The 5,012-nt window shown below is 55.2% G+C and carries 7 protein-coding genes; all 7 read left to right on the plus strand.

All coding sequences use genetic code 11. The annotated features are described in order from the left end of the window. On the plus strand, window positions 1-549 hold a 549-nt coding region (locus AUK77_RS00835; protein WP_296125268.1), incomplete at its 5' end, for a hypothetical protein. After that, window positions 546-1,946, plus strand: a complete 1,401-nt coding sequence (locus AUK77_RS00840; protein WP_296125270.1) for a DEAD/DEAH box helicase family protein — start codon at window positions 546-548, stop codon at window positions 1,944-1,946. The genes AUK77_RS00835 and AUK77_RS00840, both read left to right, overlap by 4 nt. A 90-nt stretch (window positions 1,947-2,036) precedes the next feature. Then, a complete protein-coding gene (locus tag AUK77_RS00845) occupies window positions 2,037-2,339 on the plus strand; it encodes a hypothetical protein (RefSeq protein ID WP_296125271.1) in 303 nt (100 codons plus the stop codon). Beyond that, window positions 2,339-2,548, plus strand: coding sequence for an MbcA/ParS/Xre antitoxin family protein (locus tag AUK77_RS18925; protein ID WP_363079349.1), 210 nt, complete (start codon window positions 2,339-2,341; stop codon window positions 2,546-2,548). Before AUK77_RS00845 ends, AUK77_RS18925 begins: the two co-directional genes overlap by 1 nt. 81 nt (window positions 2,549-2,629) lie before the next feature. Continuing rightward, window positions 2,630-2,851 carry a BPSL0761 family protein gene (locus tag AUK77_RS00850; RefSeq protein WP_296125273.1) on the plus strand — a complete coding sequence of 74 codons (222 nt, stop codon included), beginning with the start codon at window positions 2,630-2,632 and terminating at the stop codon, window positions 2,849-2,851. 242 nt (window positions 2,852-3,093) lie between these two features. Beyond that, a complete protein-coding gene (locus AUK77_RS00855) occupies window positions 3,094-4,296 on the plus strand; it encodes a Fic family protein (RefSeq protein WP_296125275.1) in 1,203 nt (400 codons plus the stop codon). Between the two features lie 297 nt (window positions 4,297-4,593). Further along, window positions 4,594-5,012, plus strand: a 419-nt coding sequence (locus tag AUK77_RS00860; protein ID WP_296125276.1) for an AAA family ATPase, incomplete at its 3' end; no start/stop codon positions are given.

The following is a 5,012-nucleotide window of genomic DNA, read 5'->3' on the forward strand; positions in this document are numbered from 1 at the left end:
CTGCTTCAGGAGCCAGGGCGTGCAACCTTTACGACCCGTGAACTGCGCGATGCCTATGCCGCTCGCCTGAAAGGCACACAGTTCCGTATCGCCGATGTACGCCGCTATGTGTATGAGCAGATTCGCCGATTAGTTCGTGCGGGCTGGGTTGTGCAGGATGAGGATCGTCGTGTCCGAGGACAGGTCTACCATTTGCAGTCGATTCCGACGCATCTGCAACTTGAGCTGATCGACAACGGTTTTGAGAACAGCCTTATGGCTGCCGGAGTGCCCGAACCTGACAAGGCCGTTCGCGACCTTGAGGCTTTGCCGCTTAAGTCGTCAGTCAATACGGATTTGCAGTTGGATGCGCTCCACAAAGAAATCCGCTTGGACTTTCTCACTTCAATGGGCGAGGCGGAGCGGTTCAAGCTATTGCTGGACGAGATGCCGCATTTGCGGGACAAGGTTGAAGGTGATTACCTGGAGGCCAGGGATCGCAGTTCTCGCCTTCTGGGGCATCTGCGCGCCATCGAAAAGACCCTCAAAACGCTCGCTGCACCACGATGAGCAGCTCGCTACGGAGCTGGCAGAACAGCTGCATCACTCGGGCGTTGGAGCACTTTACCGTCACGCCGCACTTCTTCTGCCAGGCAACGCCGGGAGCCGGAAAGACGCGCATGGCTGCAGAACTGGCCAGCCGACTGCTTGAACAGGACAGAATCGATTTGGTGCTGTGTTTTGCGCCTTCCTGCCAGGTCGTTGAAGGCTTCCGCTCGACCTTTGCTGAGGTGCTAGGCAGGCGTCTCGACGGCCAGATAGGTGCTGTGGGGGCGGCCTACACCTATCAGGCTATGGAGCACCGTGGTGAGGGATTCTGGCAGCTTCTTGATGACTACCGTGTGCTCGTGGTTTTCGATGAGATCCACCATTGCGCAGGTCACGATCCGCTGCTCAGCAATGCCTGGGGGCAGCAGATACTGCATCGGATACAGGATCGTGCTGCCTTCACGCTGGCCCTTTCTGGCACGCCCTGGCGTTCGGACGATAAGGCCATCGTCCTGGCGCGGTATTCATCGCCCGAAGGGCATCTGATCTGTGATTACCGCTATGGCTTGAAGGAGGCCGTTGCCGACGGCGTATGCCGATCTCCTCGTATTGTGTTGCTCGACAATCAGAAGGTGAAACTTACTGAGGAACTTGGTGCTGATAGCTCCGTAAGGCTGTTTCCCAGCATCGCTAAACTGTTGGGCGAGTCACCTGTCACCTATGAGGAACTGCTGCGCCATGATGAGGTGATCAACCCAATCCTCGACCTTGGCTGCAGCAAGCTGAACGAGCTACGCCAGATCAAACCTGATGCCGCCGGTTTGGTGGTGGCCACCGATATCGAACACGCTCAGCAAATAGCCCTGGCTCTAGAAGCAATGGGTGAAGAGTGTCGTATCGTGACCAACAAAACCCCGGATGCGCAGCAGGTTATCAATGCATTCCGCAGCAGCTCCTGCCGCTGGATTGTAGCCGTCGGAATGATCAGCGAAGGCACCGACATTCCCCGCCTGCAAGTGTGCTGCTATCTCAGCCGTATCCGCACCGAACTGCATTACCGGCAAGTACTCGGACGGGTACTGCGGCGCACAGGTGAGTCTGACGCCCAGGCTTGGCTATTTATGCTGGCGGAGCCAACGCTTCAGGGCTTTGCGGAGCGAATTGCGGATGACTTACCGGATGATCTGGCAGTTTTGAGCGATGTGCAGATGCCTGGTTTTACTCCAGGCTCCAGGCCTGAGCCGATGGGCACTTTGGGACATGTCGAAGGTTTCGACGGTGCGGGGTTAGGTGGTGTGGAACCGGGTGTTAGATCTCAGCCTACGAACATCATTTCGCTGGGTGGCTATGCAATTGAGCCCGCTTACCAGGTCAGCTTTTCCCAGCATTACCGGCAGCAGCTACTGGCTTGTTTTTGATGCTCAGCCAGTCGAGGGTCATCCAATGATGTTGGTGTTCATGATTCCATAACCGGCCGGCGTCGTGTGGAACGTAATCGTGAGGTGTGCATGGAGATTAAGTCGCAGGCATTGGTCGATGTCGTTGAGGATGTGATCTGCGACGTGTGCCGCTCTGGCACGGGTATTCCCAGCTATGGTCCCCAATATGGCAAGCTTGAAGCCCAATGGGGATATGGCTCCCAGCATGATGGGCAGCACTACCGGGTGCATCTTTGTGAGCCCTGCTTTTTCAGGCTGCTGAGTGGGTTGCGTCGGGAGCGCATGGTCAATGGTATGTTCGATGATGATCAGCCATTTTCCTCTGAGGATTTTGGCTTAGTCAGCAAGGGAAACTACTGGGGAAAGAGCTGATGTCTGAATCAGGGGTTGCTGAGCGCCTTGAGCAGGTCGAGACGCTAGCCATACAGGTCTTCGGTAGCCGTGCCGCTGCTATCTCATGGCTCGCATCCCCCAATTTTGCCCTGGATGGGAGGCCCCCCCATTCTTTATGCACCACCATTCTTGGAGCGCTCCAAGTGCGTCGGTTGTTGCGCAGCATCGAATACGGCGGGGTTTTATAAGTTGAGAAGGCTGAGCGGTTCGACCAGACGCCTGCTGGCCCCAATCAGCTTGGGTTTAGATCAGTATTTGGAGGGCTGGGCATGACCATGCCACATGAGCGCACCAGGGCTGTCATCCATACCAGAGCTTTTTTGATTGAGCTGTCTCGTAATGCTGAATTGCCGGAGGATGTCCGATCCAGTGCAAAGCACCTGTTGCGCCACTACCCGAGCGCTGGTGAAGTTCTTCTGGCGGGGAAAGGCGAAGAGTTCCTAGCAAGCACTACATGCTGGTCGAATGTATTCAGCTCCACCGCCGAATGATTTTTTCGGGCCTTCGCTGGCCGTTGCTCCGCGTAAAGAGCAGGCCGTCCCTACCAGGTGAATTCCCCAGGACTGCAATGCTTCACATCGGGCAGGTGAGTGGAGAACTAAATCGGCGTTAAATCCGAAATAAAATGAGAAAAATATTCCCTTGTGATTGGTGTGTTAGTAACCTGTGAGCAAGTCGTAGCAAGGGCCTTGAGGCCCTGACAAGTCAGAAAATAAATCAGAAAATAAAAGACATGAACGATCAGCTCATCAGAGGCATCCATTGGCTTGAGCCTATTATCCCGACCCATCCCGGGTACCCGGCTGATGTGTTGGAGCTGGCTGACTCACTGCCTTTTCTGGCTGGACAGCTTGCAGGCTCAGTAGCTCCCGAGACAGCCAAACGGCTGGGCAAGCTGATGCGTTTGACCAACAGCTACTACAGCAACCTGATTGAAGGCCAATATACCGAGCCTGCAGAGCTGTCTCAGCGTATTAAGCGTAGGGAGGCCAAAGAGCTGGGCCTTCTGGCGATTACGCACATCCATGCGCAGGAAGCCTTTGAACGAGTGCTTGATCGTCGCAGCAGCGAAATAACGTGGAGCGATATGTTCGGAGTGAATCTCCTGAAGTCGTTCCATCGCAAGTTATTTGACGGAGCGAAGGACGCTGACCTCAGGGTGAGTGAAGGCCGTTTGATGACACCCGGCCGACTTCGTGATGAGTCGCAAGAGGATGTAGTTGTTGGTGGGCATTACGCACCAGCCTGGGAATCAGTGACGCCGATGCTGAACCGACTGCAGCAGGTTTACGGTAGTGCAAATGACCCGCGCTCCCAGTTGCTGGCGAGCATGGCTTATCACCATCGACTGGCGTTCGTGCACCCATTCGAGGACGGTAATGGTCGTGTTGTCCGGATGGCAACGCACCTGCAGCTGACAAGAATCGGGTTGGGCTCACCTCTGTGGTCCATCTCACGGGGCCTGGCCCGCAAGCAGGACGAGTATTATGCGCGCCTCAGTGCGGCCGATCAGGGACGCAGGGGCGACCTGGATGGGCGTGGGCAGCTGACCCAAGCCGGCTTGGTTGAGTTTGTGCGCTTCATGCTTTCGGTATGTAAGGACCAGATTCAGTACACGCGTGAGGCTATGGCAATGCCAGTCCTGCGCGAACGGCTAGCACGAATTGTCCAATTCGAACCCCGCTTCATCCATGCAGGCATCAAACCTGAGGGCGCGCGCGCGCTATACCTACTGATTATTCAGGGCGCGGTGTCGCGCGCCGACTTCAAGGCGTACTTCAACCTGCACGACAAGACGGCGGCCAATCAGCTCAAGGAACTGTTGCTGCTTGGGGTGGTAGAGGCGCCGTCACCCAAGTCTCGCGAACTACATCCTGGCTTTCCAGTATGGTTCGCTCAACTGCTCTTCCCGGATTTACACCGGCGATTCCAGTAGCAGTTTTTTGGTGAGTGCTGATACGGCTACTGCCAAAAGCCGTAGCCGGTTGTGCTTCACGCTCCCACTAGAGTGCGCACATTCGGTAGATCCTTTGCGGGGGCTGGGCTGTTAGGCTGCAAGCAGGCTGGAGGCAGCTGATGCGATTACGATGGAGGCCAATGGCTACTGTGTTTTCATTGCGGCCAAGAGGCGCTAGTTATCCATCCTGAATGTCCTTGCTCAAACGTCGGTAGGCGATTCGACAGGACGCTCGTAGAAGCGGAAATACGAGATCCGCGTGTAAGAGGGAATTTCATGCACCTAGCAAGCTTGAGCATTCGCAACTTCCGAAATTTTGTGTCAGTCGATATCCCACTCGCCGGCAACATCGTGTTGCTGGGCGAGAATCGTGTCGGCAAAAGCAACCTGCTGTTTGCCATTCGCCTAGTGCTCGACCCCACCCTTCCTGATTCATTGCGACAGCTGAAACTGTCAGATTTTTGGGACGGTTGCGATCTGACAACGAACCCTCAGATCGAAGTGCACCTAGATTTTGCTGACTTCGATAGCGACGACATGCTGGTTGCTTTACTCACTGACTTTCGAACAGCAGCCAATCCAACGGTTGCACGTCTTAGCTGTGGGAGGAAAATAAAGTGTCATCCTAACTACAGGACCCTGCAACGTAGCAATTCCTGCAAAAATCCATTTAAAACAATGACTTATTTCAATTC

This window comes from Pseudomonas sp. Ga0074129 (assembly GCA_001465025.1).
GTDB lineage: Bacteria > Pseudomonadota > Gammaproteobacteria > Pseudomonadales > Pseudomonadaceae > Aquipseudomonas.